We start from the raw sequence: 16,070 nt of genomic DNA, 5'->3' as shown, positions 1-16,070 counted from the left end.
GGCGGCCTTAGCGCGGTGGTCCCACCTGACCCCATGCCGAACTCAGAAGTGAAACGCCGTAGCGCCGATGGTAGTGTGGGGTCTCCCCATGCGAGAGTAGGGAACTGCCAGACATCAAATCAAGCGAAAGGCCATCCGAAAGGATGGCCTTTTTGCTTTTCGAACTAACATTCAATTAATGGATTACCTGCGATAAAAATGCCCTCGTACGCTCTGATTTAGGATGCGCAAAAAATTCATCAGGTGCAGCTTGCTCCACTATTTCCCCACGATCCATAAAAATCACCCGGTCAGCGACGGTTCGTGCAAACCCCATCTCATGTGTTACACACAACATTGTCATACCCGACTGCGCCAGCCCAATCATCGTATCCAGCACCTCTTTCACCATCTCAGGATCGAGCGCCGACGTTGGCTCATCAAACAACATAATTTTCGGCTTCATACACAGCGAACGTGCTATGGCAACACGTTGCTGCTGACCACCAGAAATCTGTCCGGGAAACTTCTGGGCATGTTCGGCAATTCTCACCCGCTCAAGGTAATGCATCGCCAGAGCTTCAGCCTCTTTCTTTGGCATCTTGCGTACCCAAATCGGTGCCAGGGTACAGTTCTGTAACACGGTCAGATGAGGGAAGAGATTGAAATGCTGAAAGACCATTCCCACTTCCTGCCTGACGCGCTCAATATTGCGGATATCTTCATTAAGTTCGATGCCATCCACCACGATCCGTCCCTGTTGATGTTCTTCCAGATGATTAATACAACGAATGGTTGTCGATTTACCGGAACCAGAAGGGCCACACAGAACGATCCGTTCTCCCGGTTGCACGGTTAAATTTATATTTTTCAAAACATGGAATTGCCCATACCATTTATTGACGTTTTCCAGCGTAATCATCGCGTTAGCAGGTTGCAGTAAAATTTGGCTCATAGTGTCCTCAATGCGGTGTACGCCCGGTGTTAAAACGTTTTTCCAGATGTTGGCTATAACGTGACATGCTGAAACAGAAGATCCAGTAGATCAGTGCGGCGAAAACATACCCTTCCGTCGACATACCCAACCAGGCGGGATCAACGGTTGCCTGCTGAACGCTACTGAAAAGATCGAACAACCCGATGATGATCACCAGGCTGGTATCTTTGAAGAGTGCGATGATGGTATTTACCAGCCCAGGAATCACCAGCTTCAACGCCTGTGGCAGAATAACCAGCCTCTGGGTTTTCCAGTAACCCAACGCCAGCGACTCTGCCGCTTCATATTGCCCTTTAGGCAGCGCCTGTAATCCGCCTCGCACGACTTCCGCAACATATGCTGACTGAAATAGGATCACGCCAACCAGCGCGCGGATCAATTTGTCGATACTGGTGCCTTCTGCCATAAACAACGGCAGCATGACCGAAGACATAAACAGAACGGTTATCAGCGGTACACCGCGCCAGAACTCGATAAAAATGACCGATAAGATACGCACAATCGGCATATGGGAGCGGCGACCTAACGCCAGTAAGATCCCCCACGGCAGCGCCCCCGCAATCCCAACTGATGCAATAATTAAAGTTAGCGTCAGCCCGCCCCATTGCCGGGTTTCAACCCGCTCAAGACCAAGAAACCCGCCATACATCAGCCACCAGACAATCAATGGGTAAATCACCGCCCATACCGCAATATAGCGACCGCGATGCGGGAGTATTTTCCAGAACATTGGTGCGATCGACACAAGCCCAATCAGTAATGCGAGGTTAATTCGCCAGCGTTGGTCGTGTGGGTAAAGCCCATACATAAACTGACCAAATCGTTCGTGGATGAAGACCCAACAGGCACCGGCTTTTGTGCAGTCGGCACGCGTTGAGCCAACCCAGTTAGCCTGCAAAAATGCCCAGTTCAGCAACGGTGGGATCAGTTCCCACATCAACCATATGCAGCCAATAGTCAGTAGGCTATTGCTCAAGCTGGAGAACAGATTTTTTCGCACCCACACCATCGCGCGGCTTGAGTTATGGCTCGCCGGGCGCGGGGGATGAGACAGCAATACTTTTGTCATCATGACTCCTTAGCGTTCAACGATCGCGATGCGGCGGTTATAGATATTCATCAGCAGCGAGATAGTCAGGCTGATAATCAGATAGACCGACATGGTCATGGCTATCGTCTCGATGGCTTGCCCCGTCTGGTTCAGCACGGTGCCAGCAAACAGCGAAACCATATCGGGATAGCCAATCGCGGCGGCAAGAGAGGAGTTTTTGACGATGTTGAGATACTGGCTGGTTAACGGTGGAATAATCACCCGCAGTGCCTGGGGAATAATGACCTGGCGTAGCGTAACCGGGTTGGGTAATCCCAGTGACCGAGCAGCTTCATGTTGACCATAAGGCACTGCCTGGATCCCAGCGCGGATAATCTCGGCGATAAATGCAGAGGTATAAACCGAAAGCGCCAGCGTTAAGGCTGCCAGTTCAGGAATTAAAACCATCCCGCCACGGAAGTTAAAGCCTCGTAGGGATGGAACATCCCAGTGTAGTGCTGCGCCAAAAAGCCATTGCGCCAGTAAAGGCAAACCTATGATCAACATAACGGCGACCGGCCAGGTTCGGCGCAATTGTCCGGTCTTTATCTGGTACGTTTTATTAAAACGGAATAGTCCAACAGAAATGGCTATAGCAATAACAACAGTCACGATAAACGCAATAAATCCGTCTCCCAGCTGCGGCGATGGAATATAAAGCCCACGATTGCTCAAAAAGGCCAGATCAAACGCGCTCACAGCCTGGCGTGGTCCGGGCAAATTGCGCAACACGGCAAAGTACCAGAAGAAGATTTGCAGCAGCGGCGGAATATTACGGAAGATCTCAATATAAATTGTGGAAAGCTTTCGTAGCAGCCAGTTATCCGAAAGTCGCGCCAGACCGATAAAGAAGCCCAGAACAGAAGCGAATACAATACACAATGCAGAAACCAGTAGCGTATTGAGTAAGCCAACAATGAAAACGCGTCCGTAGGTATCACCCTGCTGGTAATCGATCAAATGCTGGACAATACCGAAGCCAGCGCCGCGATCCAGAAAGGCAAAACCTGAAGTAATGCCACGATTACTGAGATTCGTCACAGTGTTGTGAAATAGCCAACCAACAATGCCGACAACAGCAATAACGGCAAGGATCTGGAATAACCAGGCGCGAACCGTAGGGTTGGCAAAGGAGAGTGAGCCTTTAACGGTTGAGCGGCGATGAGACATAGAAACCTCGGAAAGCATAACGCTGAAGAGAGCGCCGCCGTAGCGACGCTCGTTACCTCACACCGACTTAACGCACGGGCGGCGCGTACTGAATACCGCCGTTATTCCAGAGATTATTTTGCCCACGTTTAATTTTCAGCGGGCTTTCTGAACCTACGTTACGCTCAAAAATTTCCGAGTAGTTACCCACCTGTTTGATGATGTTGTAAGCCCATTTATTATCCAGCTTCAGATCCTTGCCGTAATCGCCCTCTTTACCCAGCAGATGGGCCATATCGGGCGTTGCTGGATTAGCCGCTTTTTCATCGACGTTCTGGGAATTGATGCCCATCTCTTCAGCATTCAGCATGGCGAAAAGCGTCCAGCGTACAATCGAGAACCATTCATCATCGCCACGACGAACTACCGGCCCAAGTGGTTCTTTAGAGATAACTTCCGGTAAGACAATCCATTCAGTTGGGTTGCTTAATTTGATGCGCAGGGCATACAGTTGTGATTGATCCGAGGCCAGAGTATCGCAGCGGCCAGATTCCAGAGCCTTCGCTGATTCGTCTGAGCGATCGAAGGTTACTGGCGTGTACTTCATATTGTTTGCCTTGAAGTAATCGGCAACATTGAGTTCAGTATCAGTACCCGCCTGAATACAGACGGTAGCGCCATCCAGTTCTTTCGCGCTTTTTAGCCCCGCTTTATCGTGCGTCAGGAAGCCAATGCCGTCGTAATAAGTGACGCCAGTAAATGCCATTCCCATCCCGGCATCGCGAGATGAAGTCCAGGTCGTATTACGGGAGAGCAAATCCACCTCCCCTGACTGTAAAGCGGTGAAGCGTTCTTTTGCAGTGAGCGGGGTATATTTCACTTTCGTGTCGTCACCAAATACAGCTGCCGCAACACCACGACAAACATCTACATCAATACCTGAAAACTTACCGTCAGCATCGGCATAAGAGAACCCAGGTAATCCATCACTGATCCCGCATTGCACAAACCCTTTTTTCTGAACGGCATCAAGCGTCGCGCCAGCATGCGCCTGATTTGCAACGGCAAGCAGCACGCTGGCGGCAGCCAGTGTGGCTATCATCATCTTTTTCATAATGCTTCCTGTGAGGCGAAAATTATCGTTATAGGACGTTTGGGAAACGTCTTTTACCTGTCTGTGGCCATCCTCTTATAAGCAAAAGTAGTGCCAGCTTTTGCGCACGATTTTGCGTCGCAATAAGCTGAGTGTAGACAGGAAATAATAAAAACAGCGCCCCGCAATGGTGCGAAAATGAAACATGCGCCACATTTTGGCGCAAAATATTTACGCGTTTTTTACTAAGCAGAATAATGATTGTTAGCGTGAGTATAATTCTGGTGGGAAGTGTGAAAATTAAATCGATGCGTTATTTCGAAAGCAGCGAAATAACGCGATATAACATGCTAAATCAGGAGGGAATTACCCAGAAGAATATAGCAATATTTTATCTTATGGAAAGATACTGTATCGTTAAAAAGAGCGCGGAGCTCCGCGCCCTGTTTAGTTATTTCGACAGAGCGATGATCCCCATCGTCAGGCCAGCAACAGCTGCTGCCCCGCCGGCAATAGCCCCAGCCGTTTCCCAGTTATCCTGAGTCGTGCCTTTCATACAGGTATTGGTGTGAACCAGACGACCCTGATCGTCATAAACCGGAACGCAGGGCGAATCGTGAGCACAGCCCGCCAGCAATGCGGTGAGCAATGTCACAGGAATTAATCTTTTCATGGTGTTACCTCAGTAATAAACGCTAACGCTTAATAAGTTAACTCTCTTATTAACGAGCTGAATGACATTTTATCACTGGAGGTTATAAATCTTGCGGAATGAATAATGACAATTTATGTGAATTGTAAAAATAGTGAAGGGAGCGGGAACTATAGAAAGTTTTTAAAGAGTGAGAAGAAGAATATCTTATTAATTTTTATGGGGTTCACTGAAAATAAAAAAGGCGCCTGAAAGCGCCTTTATGTTTCTGATTTATCCTTTAAAGCATCGACGGATCACCACAAAGAACACTGGCACGAAGAAGATTGCCAGCAACGTTGCAGAGACCATTCCGCCCATTACCCCGATACCGACTGCGTTTTGCGCGCCACTGCCGGCCCCGTTACTGATAGCCAGCGGTAATACGCCGAGAATAAAGGCGAGAGAGGTCATCAGGATAGGACGCAGACGCATACGTACTGCCATTAGTGTCGCTTCAACAACACCTTTACCCTCTTTCTCCATGAGATCTTTAGCGAACTCAACAATCAAAATAGCGTTTTTGGCCGACAAGCCAATTGTCGTTAGCAAGCCCACCATAAAGTAGACGTCATTTTTTTGATTAAAGAGTGTTGCCGCCAGTAGCACGCCGACAATCCCTAACGGCACGACCAACATAACCGAGACAGGAATTGACCAGCTTTCATAGAGTGCAGCAAGGCACAGGAAAACAACCACAAAGGAAATTGCTACCAGAGCGGGAGCCTGGTTTCCCGATAAACGTTCCTGATATGACATACCCGTCCAGTCATAACCAATGCCCGCCGGTAATTTTGATGCAAGGTTTTCCATCAACGCCATGGCATCGCCGGAACTGGTTCCTGGCGCGGCTTCCCCCTGAATCTCCATTGACGGCAGACCGTTGTAGCGTTCCAGTCGCGGAGAGCCATACACCCAATGTGAAGTGGTAAAGGCAGAGAATGGCACCATTTCGCCGTTGGCGCTGCGGACATAAAGTTTATCGACATCTTCTGGCAGCATACGGAATTTGGCATCCGCCTGAACATACACCTTTTTCACGCGACCACGGTCGATGAAGTCGTTAACGTAAGTCCCACCCAACGCCGTTGAAATGGTCTGATTGATGTCAGAAAGTGAAACACCTAATGCCTGCGCCTTTTCCTGGTCAACTTCCAGTTTAAACTGCGCGGTGTCTTCCAGGCCATTAGGGCGCACGCTGACTAAGCTGGCAGGATGTTGCGCCGCCATGCCAAGCAACTGGTTACGGGCCTGGGTCAGGGCATCGTGACCCAGCCCAGCCTGATCAATTAACTCAAAGTCGAAACCCGTTGCCGTGCCCAGTTCAACAATGGCTGGCATATTGAATGGAATGACAAAACCGTCGCGGATCTTGCCCAATTCCATTTTGGCACGATGGATTACTGCTTCCGCACTGTTTTCGTCACCACTACGCTCTTCCCACGGTTTCAGACTGACGAAGGCCATACCGGCGTTTTGTGCCTGGCCGCTGAAGCTAAAGCCGTTAACTGTAAAGACACTTTCAACGTTCGCTTTCTCGTTCTTCAGATAGTAATCCGTCACTTGATCCAACACTTTTTGCGTCCGCTCTTGCGTCGCGCCAGCGGGTAACTGAATCATGGTCAGAAAGACACCCTGATCCTCTTCAGGTAAGAAGGAAGACGGAAGACGTAAAAACAACACCACCATTCCTGCAACAATCAGCGCATAGATCAGTAAATATCGCCCTGTGGAACCGAGGATTTTGCCAACGCTATTGGTGTAGTGATTAACGCTATGATCGAAAGTGGTGTTAAACCAGCCGAAGAATCCTCCCTTATTTTCGTGATGCTCGGCAGAGACTGGTTTCAGCAATGTTGCACATAACGCGGGGGTGAGAATCAGCGCAACCAGTACTGAAAGCGCCATTGCTGAAACAATAGTGATAGAGAACTGTCGATAAATTGCCCCTGTTGAGCCACCGAAGAATGCCATCGGAATAAATACCGCCGACAGTACCATCGCGATACCTACCAGCGCGCCCTGGATTTGCGACATCGATTTTTCCGTCGCTTCTCTGGGGGGGAGTTTATCCTCCATCATTACGCGCTCGACGTTCTCCACAACGACTATCGCATCATCAACAAGAAGTCCGATGGCAAGTACCATCCCAAACATCGTTAGCGTATTGATGGAGTAACCAAAAGCGGCGAGTATGGCAAATGTCCCTAACAACACGACAGGTACAGCAATGGTGGGTATCAATGTTGCTCGCATGTTCTGCAAGAACAGATACATCACCAGGAATACCAGGATAATGGCTTCGAACAGCGTTTTCACCACTTCCTGGATAGAAAGCTGGACGAAAGGCGTGGTGTCATAAGGGTAGAGAACCTTCATTCCCTGCGGGAAGAATGGCTGTAATTCCGCCAGTTTTGCCTTAATGGCTTTCGCGGTATCGAGAGCATTCGCGCCGGTTGCCAGCTTAATCCCCAGGCCCGCCGCCGGTTTTCCGTTGATACGAGCGATAACGTTATAGTTTTCACCGCCAAGTTCAACCCGTGCGACATCTTTCAGGCGTACCACCGAGCCGTCACTGTTTACGCGCAGGGTCACTTTGCCGAATTCTTCCGGATTTTTTAACCGCGTCTGAGCAATAATCGAGGCGTTCAACTGTTGCCCTGGTAACGCTGGCGTTCCGCCCAACTGTCCGGCAGCGATCTGATCGTTCTGTACCTTCAACTGGTTAATCACATCAACCGGTGTCAGTTTATATTTGTTTAGCAGATCGGCGTCCAGCCAGATACGCATCGCATACTGTGCGCCGAAAAGCTGTACGTCACCGACGCCATTCAGACGGCTAAGCGTATCTTTAACGTTAGAGGCCACATAGTCCGAGATATCGTCCTGTGTGGTGCTAGGGTTATCAGAGACAAAGCCCGCCACCATCAAATAGCTGCTACTGGACTTTTCAACACTGATCCCCTGCTGCTGAACCTCCTGCGGCAGCAACGGCGTGGCGAGCTGGAGTTTGTTCTGCACCTGTACTTGCGCGATATCAGGATCGGTCCCGGACTGGAAGGTAAGGGTAATTGTCACGCTACCGGCGGAATCGCTGGTGGAGGACATATACATCAGGTTATCGATACCGTTCATATTCTGTTCGATAACCTGCGTCACTGTATCCTGCACGGTCTGCGCATCAGCACCCGGATAGTTTGCCGAAACAGAAACCGCAGGCGGCGCAATGGTTGGATACTGGGCGACGGGCAATTGTAGGATCGCCAGTGCGCCCGCCATCATCAGAATAATGGCCAGCACCCATGCAAATATCGGTCGTCGAATAAAAAAGTTTGCCATGTCAGATTGCCTTACTTCGATGCAGTATCTGCGGGGGTATCGGTAGTGGCTTTAACCTGCTCTCCCGGACGCGCTTTTTGCAGGCCGCTGACAATGACTTGATCGCCAGATTTCAGACCTTCGCTAATCAACCATTTATCGCCAATCGCCTGACTGGCAACGACAGGGCGCGCTTCAACCTGACTTTTATTGTTAACAATCAGCACGGTTGCATCACCACGTGGTGTGCGGCTAACGCCTTGTTGCGGGATAAGAATGGCGTCAGGTTGGACGCCTTCATCAATCCGTGCGCGCACAAACATACCCGGCAAAAGCGTATGTTGCGGGTTAGGGAAGACAGCACGTAGGGTTATGGAGCCGGTGCTTTCATCAACGGTCACATCGGAGAATTGCAGCGTACCTTTCAGGGGATAGGTTTGACCGTTCTCCATGACCAACTCTACGTTGCTGGTGGCGTTTTCCTTATGCAAATTTCCTTGCTCTACGGATTGCTTCAGCCTCATAAAATCGTTGCTGGATTGGGTCACATCAACGTAGATAGGATCGAGCTGCTGGACAGTCGCCAGTTCAGTCGTTTGCCCATTAGTGACAAGAGCGCCTTCGGTCACAGTCGATTTGCCGATACGTCCGCTAATAGGCGCAGTCACTTTGGTATAAGCGAGATTGATGCGAGCGCTTTCAACTGTGGCTTTTGCGGCAATCACGGTGGCATCGGCCTGGCGAGCATCAGCAATGGCCTGGTCGTACTCCTGCTGACTGATGTATTTCGTACCCACGAGCGGAACGTAACGTTTTACCGTCAAATGCGCGATGGCGGCGGCGGCTTCACTTTTCGCTAGTTCGCCTTTCGCGCTGTCATAACTTGCCTGATAGGTCGCGGGATCGATCTGGTACAGGGACTGGCCTGCTTGCACATCGCTGCCTTCAGTGAAATTGCGATTCAGTACGATCCCGCTAACCTGTGGGCGAACTTCGGCTATACGGTAAGCATTGGTGCGGCCTGGTAATTCAGTCTTAACTTCTAACGGGGCCGTTTTCACAATATGAACGGTAACCTGCGGTTCACCGACGTGAGCTTTCTCTTCTCCCTTATCGTTACAACCGGCGATTAAAGCCGCGGAGATCAGAATAAAGGAGGGCAGGAGGAAAAACCTGGCATGTTTCGTCATTACTATTCCTCAAAAAACCAAAAGCGCGTTATTTGCCCAAAAAGGCAATGCGTTAACTCGCAGAAAGAAAAATACAGTTCGCTATCCTACAAATTATCATTCGTCGATGTAAGGAATAGTTATGAATACTGGCGACTCAAGGCACATAAACACAAAAAAAGATTAATATCCTATTGTTTTATTTTGACGCGGATTTAAAGAAGTAGAATTAAAGCCTCGTAAATTGAAATATATATAGGTAGGGTGAATGTATTTTAGGTAAATAATACATATCATTTATTTGACGATTTATAGCAACGCAATATTAGCCTCTCGTATAAATACACATTAGGTGATAGATTAACCTTCGCTATTTTCTCATCCTGTGTTGAATATATTTATTTCCTGAATAATTAATCATGGCAAAAAGAACCAAAGCTGAAGCCCTGAAGACCCGGCAAGAACTGATTGAAACTGCCATCGCCCAGTTTGCGCAGCATGGCGTAAGCAAGACGACGCTCAACGACATTGCCGACGCTGCTAACGTTACGCGTGGCGCTATCTACTGGCACTTCGAAAACAAGACTCAACTGTTTAATGAGATGTGGTTGCAACAGCCTTCATTGCGGGAGTTAATCCAGGATTACTTGACCGCTGGGTTAGAGCATGACCCGTTTCAGCAATTGCGTGAAAAATTGATTGTCGGTTTGCAATATATTGCCAAAATTCCCCGCCAGCAGGCGTTGCTGAAAATCTTATATCACAAATGTGAATTTAATGATGAGATGCTGGCCGAGGGAGTGATACGCGAAAAGATGGGCTTTAATCCGCAGACTCTCCGCGAAGTATTGCAGGCGTGTCAGCAACAAGGTTGTGTAGCAAATAATCTCGATTTAGATGTTGTGATGATTATTATTGATGGTGCCTTCAGCGGAATTGTTCAAAACTGGTTAATGAATATGGCGTGTTATGACCTTTATAAACAAGCACCCGCACTGGTCGATAACGTATTAAGAATGTTCATGCCAGATGAAAACATAACGAAATTAATTCATAAAACGAATGAATTAAGTGTCATATAAATTCACATTCTGTCCTGAAAATTCAGTTCGTCACAGTTAACCAGTTTTAGTGGATTAACTGAGTTCATATTGCGGCATTTGTCTGTTTCTGTTGCCAGCAGTTCAATCCACTGCATCAGTAAAGTATCAAACAGAAAAACGAAGACAGCGAAAACGACGAGCCACCAATACCTGCGAATCATTACCTGAGCCTGTGCATGTTTAACCAAGTCTGGCAGGAAATATACACGAAATGAATAATCTGAAAACCAGGCTTACACTTCCTTTACTTTGTAATGAGATCGGGGTCAACTTCGCTTAACCGGCTTCGTTTTGACAGGTTGCCGGTCTTTCTTTTTTTCACTTTCGCCAGTTCTTCCGCAGAGTAATGCGACGCGACATCCAGCCGTCGAAGCCCCATTTTGATGTACTCGCTGTTGATCTCAATACCAATGAATTTTCGCCCGCTGGCGACGGCTACGGCACCGGTAGTAAAGCTACCGGCAAACGGGTCGAGAACGATATCGCCTGGGTTGGAAGAGGCGAGAATAATGCGTTTCAGCAAGGCTTCCGGTTTTTGCGTCGGGTGGTTTTCATATTCATCCATCAAATAACGCACGCGCGGAAAATCCCAGACGTTACCCGGTACTTTTTGATGATTGTAAGGCTGTGGAGGATTTTTGCGATAATTGATCAACGCGCGCTGCGATCCGGTTTTGGCTTCTACCAGAATAGCATCACCGTTGAACGTGTAGTTCTTTGCGTCTTTCACCATCATCAGGATGGGTTCGTACATGGAGCCGTAGTGTTTTTTCGCCTGCACTCCAGAACTGTCATATGACCAGACGATGCGACTTTTGATGGTAAAAAGCTTGCGGCACTGGAGATCGATAAAGGGCATGTTTTCCGTGCTATTCATGATGTACATGCTGCCCTGCTTTTTCAGAACGCGATGGCACTCTGCAATCACTTCAAACAGCCAGTCGATAAACAGATCTTCTTTCCAGGCTTCGATCAGACCATCAAAATTTTTACCGATGTTATACGGTGGGTCGGCAAAGATCAGATCGACACTTTCGGCGGGGATCTTTTTAAGTTCGGTTAATGCATCACCCTGGATGATGGTCTTTGCTTCATTACCAAATCGGGTCGGTTCACATCCTGTTCTCATGGTCACTCCCTTTGTGACACCTATAAAAAAGGCGCTTCCCCATGCCGAGTAGCGCCTTTTTAATCAAGCATTTAGCTAACCTGAATTAGTTCATGCCGTATTTTTTCAATTTTTTACGCAGCGTACCACGGTTGATGCCCATCATCAGAGCAGCACGGGTCTGGTTACCACGGGTGTATTGCATCACCATGTCCAACAGGGGCTGTTCTACTTCAGCCAGTACCAGCTCATAGAGGTCATTCACATCCTGACCATTCAGTTGAGCAAAATAGTTCTTCAGTGCCTGTTTAACCGAGTCACGCAGGGGTTTTTGGGTTACCTGATCCTGAGAGTTAACGGTAGAAACGGTCAGTACGTCAGAATTTACGCGTTGTTCGAACATAGTTCTGTCAGCTCTTTATTTCTGTTTACGCAAAATTTTCGAAGTATGCCTCCAACGCCTCCAGCTGTTCGCTGGCATCCTCAATGGCGTTGAATGTGCGCCGAAACTGGTCATTTGGAGCGTGTTCCTGGAGATACCAGGAAACGTGTTTACGTGCAATTCGGTACCCTTTTGCCGGACCATAAAAGTCATGCAGTTCCCGAACGTGCGCGCAAAGCAAGCGCTTAACCTCTGCCAAAGGCAGCGGGGGCAGCAACTCCCCAGTGTCCAGATAATGCTGGATTTCCCGAAAGATCCAGGGTCTTCCCTGAGCTGCGCGGCCTATCATCAGGGCATCCGCCCCTGTATAGTCGAGCACAGCTCTGGCTTTAAGCGGGTCAGTAATGTCACCATTCGCGATAACCGGAATGGAAACTTTCTGCTTAACTGCCCGAATACTGTCGTACTCAGCTTCTCCATTGAACAAACAGGCGCGTGTACGGCCATGAATGGTCAGAGCCTGAATGCCACAGTCTTCAGCCAGTTGGGCAATCTCTTCGCAGTTACGGTGTTCCGGTGCCCAGCCAGTGCGAATTTTCAGGGTAACAGGAACGTCCACTGCATTGACGACCTCGGTAAGGATCGATTTAACGACATCCGGGTACTGCAAGAGGGCTGAACCTGCGAGCTTGCGATTCACTTTTTTAGCCGGGCAACCCATATTGATATCAATAATCTGGGCACCGCTTTCCACGTTAATACGTGCTGCATCTGCCATTTCTTTCGGATCGCTACCAGCAATTTGCACGGTGCGAATACCGGGTTCATCAATGTGCACCATCCGTAAACGAGATTTGTCGCTTTCCCAAACCTGTGGGTTAGAAGACATCATCTCGGATACTGTCAATCCGGCTCCCATCTCGTAGCACAACGTCCGAAAAGGTCTGTCTGTAATGCCAGCCATGGGCGCTGCGATCAGGCGATTTCTGAGCTGATATTGTCCGATGCGCATGAGTTAAGAAATGACCATACTGTGACTGCAAGGCGGCGTATATTACGCATTTTTTGCACGAGATGAAAGGCCAAACTTTGACCAATCCTCTGAGATGGATCAAAGAATTGCATTTAAAATGAGCGTAGCGCGATAATTACTCATAAAAATCATCATATTAGAAAGTAGTGACTAAAATTTACACTCAAAGAAATTTGAGTAAGTTCTCAATTTTTCTTTATGAATGAAAATTTTGGCACGCAAATTTGCGTAAATAATCGGCAAATTAACGTGCCTTTTGTGACATCGCTCGCACTTCGCTCTGCGTCGCCATACGGCGATGCGAAGGTTAATTCTTACGACCGGTAATGCGGCACCACTCTTCTTTTTCCACGACCGGGTCCAGAGCGAAGCTGTCGGCATAAGCTTCGCAAACGCTCTCTGCCTGGCTTGCCAGAATACCGGAAAGGCCCAGCAAACCGCCTGAAACTGGCAGGACGCTGATTAACGGTGCCAGTTCACGTAATGGACCTGCAAGGATGTTAGCGACCACCACGTCGGCTTTCATTTCTTCTGGCTGATCTTTCGGTAAGTAGAGTTCCAGACGATCAGAAACGCCATTACGTTCAGCGTTGTCGCGGCTGGCCTGAATCGCCTGCGGATCAATATCAATACCAATGGCTTTTGCTGCACCCAGTTTCAGCGCCGCGATAGCCAGAATGCCGGAACCGCAGCCAAAGTCGATGACTGTTTTACCGGTTAAATCGAGGCTGTCGAGCCATTGCAGGCACAGAGAGGTAGTTGGATGGGTACCCGTACCAAACGCCAGCCCTGGGTCTAACATCACGTTGACGGCGTTTTCGTCCGGCACATCACGCCAGCTTGGGCAGATCCACAGTCGTTCACCAAAGCGCATCGGGTGGAAATTATCCATCCATTCGCGCTCCCAGTCTTTATCTTCCAGTTGTTCGATTTTATGCGCGAAGCCCGCGCCGAGCAGCGGATGGTTTTCCAGAATCGCCACCACGTCGTTCATATCGGTTTCAGCGTCGAACAGACCAATCACATCGGTGTCGCCCCACAGGCGCGTTTCGCCCGGCAGCGGCTCAAATACTGGCGTATCGTGGGTATCCTGAAAAGTGATAGAAACGGCACCCGCTTCCATCAGCGCATCGCTAAGATCTTCCGCGTTCGCGCCGGTAGTGTTCAGTTTCAGTTGGATCCAAGGCATGGCAAAACTCTTTATTTATCAGTAGTCAAAACGGTAGCTTGCGGGACGGATGTACCGAAACGGTTTCCGACCAGGAAAGCCAGCAAACTTAGTAGTAACGAGGGCACGATAGGGTGGAAGCCCAGGTACTGAATATTCAGCGTCGCGAGTACGGCATACAGCACGCCGCCAACGATCATCGCACTTAGCGCGCCTTTGGCGTTGGCGCGTTCCCAGTAAAGACCCAGCACCAGCGGCCACAGGAAAACGGCTTCCAGCCCACCGAAGGCCAGCAAATTCAGCCAGATGATCATTTCTGGCGGCTTCCAGGCGGCAAGCAGCAGCAACGCACCGAGAACCAACGTGATCACCGCCGACATCCGCTTCAGACGCGTCTCGTTTTGCATTTGATCCGGACGGATATTCAGATAGAGATCTTTAATGATCGTAGCGGAACTTTGCAGCAGTTGGGCGTTAATTGTCGACATGATCGCAGCCATAGGCGCAGCCAGGAAGATCCCGGCAGCAAACGGTGGCAGCACTTTTACCATTAACGTTGGGATCACCAGATCCGGTACGGTGAGATCGGGGATCACCGCCCGACCTAACGCTCCGGCCAGATGCATACCGAACATCAGGATTGCGACTACAATCGTACCGATAATGATTCCCCGATGTACGGCTTTGCTGTCTTTATAAGAGATACAGCGCACCGCAGTATGCGGCAGGCCTATAACGCCAAAGCACACCAGTACCCAGAACGACGTCATAAAGGCAGGCGACAGAATATCGTCAGCGCCTTGTGGCGTAACCAGTTGCGGATCGATGGTTTGCAGCGTGTCTACCGCATTACTTAAACCACCTGCGGCATGTACCACGCCAATAAGCAGCACAACGGTGCCAATCAGCATCACCAGCCCTTGCATGGTGTCGTTCAGCACGCTGGCGCGAAAGCCGCCAAAGGCGGTATACAACGCAATGCTGATACCGAAAATCAGCAGCCCGGTTTCATAAGGAATACCCGCCGCGGTTTCCAGCAGGCGCGCACCGCCGATAAACTGCACGGTCATCGCACCAACGAACGCAACCAGCAAACTCAAACTCGCCAGCCATACCAGAAGACGACTCTGGTAGCGGGCAAACAGCATATCGTTCAGCGTCACCGCATTGTAGCGGCGCGCAAGAATTGCGAACTTCTTGCCGAGAATACCGAGCGAAAGCCAGACTGCAGGAAGCTGAATCATCGCTAGCAATACCCAGCCCAGGCCGTATTTATAAGCAGCTCCAGGCCCGCCGATAAACGAACTGGCACTGATATAGGTCGCGGTGAGCGTCATCGCCAGCACAATACCGCCCATAGAGCGGCTGCCGAGGAAATACTCATTAAGGAAGGTGCCAGTGCTCCGTTTACGCATCGCATAAACAGAGATACCGAACACCACCACCAGATAGGCGACCAGCGGTAGAATTACTTCAAGCTGCATCGTCATCCTCCAGTGGGATATCGCGATAGATAAATTTCACCATCGCCCAGCACAGTCCAATAAACAGCAGCGGCGTCAGGATGCAGGCCATCTCAAACCAGCGCGGAAAGCCGGTAAAACCGGGGGCAACGCCAGGTAAGTAAGCGGCTACTAACCATACCGCCAGATACAAAAGGGTCAGCCCCAGCGCCCAGCGCGCCTCTTTATGGGCCTGAACAAAACGAGTGTCCACGGAAGGGGTCCTCCTCATGGGGGGATACGAGAAACGGGCAATTCTACGGCAAGTCTTCAGGCAGGGAAAATGAT

Annotated in this window: 15 protein-coding genes and 1 rRNA gene; 2 read left to right on the top strand and 14 right to left on the bottom strand. The window is 49.5% G+C overall.

Annotated features, from left to right (window positions below; genetic code table 11):
• A 5S ribosomal RNA gene (rrf, locus tag ACJHYO_RS03465) occupies window positions 1-113 on the top strand; the annotation flags it as partial.
• Between the two features lie 62 nt (window positions 114-175).
• Here the strand turns inward: rrf and ACJHYO_RS03460 are convergent.
• The 7 genes from ACJHYO_RS03460 to acrE form a co-directional block, all read right to left on the bottom strand.
• Window positions 176-934 (bottom strand): amino acid ABC transporter ATP-binding protein, encoded by a 759-nt coding sequence (locus tag ACJHYO_RS03460; protein WP_000078344.1) that lies wholly within the window; start codon window positions 932-934, stop codon window positions 176-178.
• A gap of 7 nt (window positions 935-941) precedes the next feature.
• Window positions 942-2,045 (bottom strand): amino acid ABC transporter permease, encoded by a 1,104-nt coding sequence (locus ACJHYO_RS03455; RefSeq protein WP_085455568.1) that lies wholly within the window; start codon window positions 2,043-2,045, stop codon window positions 942-944.
• 9 nt (window positions 2,046-2,054) lie between these two features.
• Window positions 2,055-3,236 carry an amino acid ABC transporter permease gene (locus tag ACJHYO_RS03450; RefSeq protein ID WP_085455567.1) on the bottom strand — a complete coding sequence of 394 codons (1,182 nt, stop codon included), beginning with the start codon at window positions 3,234-3,236 and terminating at the stop codon, window positions 2,055-2,057.
• 67 nt (window positions 3,237-3,303) lie between these two features.
• Window positions 3,304-4,329, bottom strand: a complete 1,026-nt coding sequence (locus ACJHYO_RS03445) for an amino acid ABC transporter substrate-binding protein (protein WP_000738587.1) — start codon at window positions 4,327-4,329, stop codon at window positions 3,304-3,306.
• 430 nt (window positions 4,330-4,759) lie between these two features.
• A complete protein-coding gene (locus tag ACJHYO_RS03440; protein ID WP_000825647.1) occupies window positions 4,760-4,981 on the bottom strand; it encodes a membrane protein in 222 nt (73 codons plus the stop codon).
• A 252-nt stretch (window positions 4,982-5,233) separates the two neighbouring features.
• The gene (acrF, locus tag ACJHYO_RS03435) at window positions 5,234-8,338 is read right to left on the bottom strand and encodes a multidrug efflux RND transporter permease subunit AcrF (RefSeq protein WP_085455564.1); all 3,105 of its coding nucleotides are present in this window, start codon (window positions 8,336-8,338) and stop codon (window positions 5,234-5,236) included.
• An 11-nt stretch (window positions 8,339-8,349) separates the two neighbouring features.
• On the bottom strand, window positions 8,350-9,507 hold the full coding sequence (acrE, locus tag ACJHYO_RS03430; protein WP_000160352.1) for a multidrug efflux RND transporter periplasmic adaptor subunit AcrE: 1,158 nt from the start codon (window positions 9,505-9,507) through the stop codon (window positions 8,350-8,352).
• A gap of 398 nt (window positions 9,508-9,905) precedes the next feature.
• Here acrE and acrS point away from each other — a divergent pair, with 398 nt between their 5' ends.
• Window positions 9,906-10,568 carry a multidrug efflux transporter transcriptional repressor AcrS gene (gene acrS, locus ACJHYO_RS03425; RefSeq protein ID WP_001129512.1) on the top strand — a complete coding sequence of 221 codons (663 nt, stop codon included), beginning with the start codon at window positions 9,906-9,908 and terminating at the stop codon, window positions 10,566-10,568.
• Window positions 10,569-10,570: 2 nt separating this feature from the next.
• Here the strand turns inward: acrS and ACJHYO_RS03420 are convergent, their stop codons facing one another.
• The 7 genes from ACJHYO_RS03420 to ACJHYO_RS03390 all read right to left on the bottom strand — a co-directional run bounded on the left by ACJHYO_RS03420 (window position 10,571) and on the right by ACJHYO_RS03390 (window position 15,996).
• Entirely contained in the window at window positions 10,571-10,750 is a 180-nt protein-coding gene (locus ACJHYO_RS03420; protein ID WP_042021093.1) for a DUF2556 family protein, read from the bottom strand.
• An 83-nt stretch (window positions 10,751-10,833) separates the two neighbouring features.
• A complete protein-coding gene (gene yhdJ, locus ACJHYO_RS03415) occupies window positions 10,834-11,718 on the bottom strand; it encodes an adenine-specific DNA-methyltransferase (protein ID WP_085455563.1) in 885 nt (294 codons plus the stop codon).
• A gap of 85 nt (window positions 11,719-11,803) precedes the next feature.
• A complete protein-coding gene (fis, locus tag ACJHYO_RS03410) occupies window positions 11,804-12,100 on the bottom strand; it encodes a DNA-binding transcriptional regulator Fis (protein WP_000462905.1) in 297 nt (98 codons plus the stop codon).
• 25 nt (window positions 12,101-12,125) lie between these two features.
• Window positions 12,126-13,091 carry a tRNA dihydrouridine synthase DusB gene (gene dusB, locus ACJHYO_RS03405; protein WP_001219652.1) on the bottom strand — a complete coding sequence of 322 codons (966 nt, stop codon included), beginning with the start codon at window positions 13,089-13,091 and terminating at the stop codon, window positions 12,126-12,128.
• A gap of 328 nt (window positions 13,092-13,419) precedes the next feature.
• The gene (gene prmA / locus ACJHYO_RS03400) at window positions 13,420-14,301 is read right to left on the bottom strand and encodes a 50S ribosomal protein L11 methyltransferase (RefSeq protein WP_001145827.1); all 882 of its coding nucleotides are present in this window, start codon (window positions 14,299-14,301) and stop codon (window positions 13,420-13,422) included.
• Between the two features lie 11 nt (window positions 14,302-14,312).
• Window positions 14,313-15,764 carry a sodium/pantothenate symporter gene (panF, locus tag ACJHYO_RS03395; RefSeq protein WP_001175718.1) on the bottom strand — a complete coding sequence of 484 codons (1,452 nt, stop codon included), beginning with the start codon at window positions 15,762-15,764 and terminating at the stop codon, window positions 14,313-14,315.
• Window positions 15,754-15,996 carry a YhdT family protein gene (locus ACJHYO_RS03390; RefSeq protein ID WP_000381170.1) on the bottom strand — a complete coding sequence of 81 codons (243 nt, stop codon included), beginning with the start codon at window positions 15,994-15,996 and terminating at the stop codon, window positions 15,754-15,756. Before ACJHYO_RS03390 ends, panF begins: the two co-directional genes overlap by 11 nt.
• Window positions 15,997-16,070: the final 74 nt, after the last annotated feature.

It is taken from the genome of Escherichia sp. WS1118 (assembly GCF_046487695.1).
GTDB classification, from domain to species: domain Bacteria; phylum Pseudomonadota; class Gammaproteobacteria; order Enterobacterales; family Enterobacteriaceae; genus Escherichia; species Escherichia coli.
This window is presented reverse-complemented; position numbering and strand designations above follow the sequence as displayed.

Coding starts and splice junctions, on each gene's coding strand:
- ACJHYO_RS03460 (WP_000078344.1), bottom strand. CDS start 934: ATGAGCCAAATTTTACTGCAACCTGCTAACGCGATGATTACGCTGGAA.
- yhdJ (WP_085455563.1), bottom strand. CDS start 11,718: ATGAGAACAGGATGTGAACCGACCCGATTTGGTAATGAAGCAAAGACC.
- ACJHYO_RS03445 (WP_000738587.1), bottom strand. CDS start 4,329: ATGAAAAAGATGATGATAGCCACACTGGCTGCCGCCAGCGTGCTGCTT.
- fis (WP_000462905.1), bottom strand. CDS start 12,100: ATGTTCGAACAACGCGTAAATTCTGACGTACTGACCGTTTCTACCGTT.
- ACJHYO_RS03455 (WP_085455568.1), bottom strand. CDS start 2,045: ATGACAAAAGTATTGCTGTCTCATCCCCCGCGCCCGGCGAGCCATAAC.
- acrF (WP_085455564.1), bottom strand. CDS start 8,338: ATGGCAAACTTTTTTATTCGACGACCGATATTTGCATGGGTGCTGGCC.
- ACJHYO_RS03420 (WP_042021093.1), bottom strand. CDS start 10,750: ATGATTCGCAGGTATTGGTGGCTCGTCGTTTTCGCTGTCTTCGTTTTT.
- ACJHYO_RS03450 (WP_085455567.1), bottom strand. CDS start 3,236: ATGTCTCATCGCCGCTCAACCGTTAAAGGCTCACTCTCCTTTGCCAAC.
- ACJHYO_RS03440 (WP_000825647.1), bottom strand. CDS start 4,981: ATGAAAAGATTAATTCCTGTGACATTGCTCACCGCATTGCTGGCGGGC.
- panF (WP_001175718.1), bottom strand. CDS start 15,764: ATGCAGCTTGAAGTAATTCTACCGCTGGTCGCCTATCTGGTGGTGGTG.
- acrE (WP_000160352.1), bottom strand. CDS start 9,507: ATGACGAAACATGCCAGGTTTTTCCTCCTGCCCTCCTTTATTCTGATC.
- prmA (WP_001145827.1), bottom strand. CDS start 14,301: ATGCCTTGGATCCAACTGAAACTGAACACTACCGGCGCGAACGCGGAA.
- dusB (WP_001219652.1), bottom strand. CDS start 13,091: ATGCGCATCGGACAATATCAGCTCAGAAATCGCCTGATCGCAGCGCCC.
- acrS (WP_001129512.1), top strand. CDS start 9,906: ATGGCAAAAAGAACCAAAGCTGAAGCCCTGAAGACCCGGCAAGAACTG.